We start from the raw sequence: 436 nt of genomic DNA on the forward strand, positions 1-436 counted from the left end.
CGGTGGGGCGGGCGGCATCGGGACCCACGCCATCCAGGTGGCCCGCGCGCTGGGCCTCACGGTGATCGCCACGGTGGGCAGCGAGGAGAAGGCCGCCACCGTGCGGGAACTGGGCGCCACCGCCGTCAACTACCGGAACGAGGACTTCGTGGAGCGGGTCCACGAGCTCACGGACGGCCGCGGGGCGGACGTGGTCCTGGACGTCGTGGGCGCCAAGTACCTGGACCCGAACCTGCGGGTGGTGGCCACGAACGGGCGCATCGTGATCATCGGGATGCAGGGCGGTGCCAAGGGGGAGCTGAACGTGGGGCGGCTGCTGCAGAAGCGCGCCGCGGTGATCGGCACGACGCTGCGGGCGCGTTCGGCGGAGGAGAAGGCCACCATCATGGCCGCGGTCGGGGAGTACGTGTGGCCCCTGCTGACCTCGGGTCAGGTG

General features: G+C 72.2%; 1 protein-coding gene. It reads left to right on the forward strand.

All coding sequences use genetic code 11. The annotated features are described in order from the left end of the window. The coding region (locus tag D9R02_RS11900) for a zinc-binding dehydrogenase (RefSeq protein WP_147435373.1) at positions 1–436 on the forward strand (436 nt) is incomplete at both ends.

Origin of the sequence: Kocuria rhizophila (genome assembly GCF_003667225.1) — a bacterium.
GTDB lineage: Bacteria > Actinomycetota > Actinomycetes > Actinomycetales > Micrococcaceae > Kocuria > Kocuria rhizophila.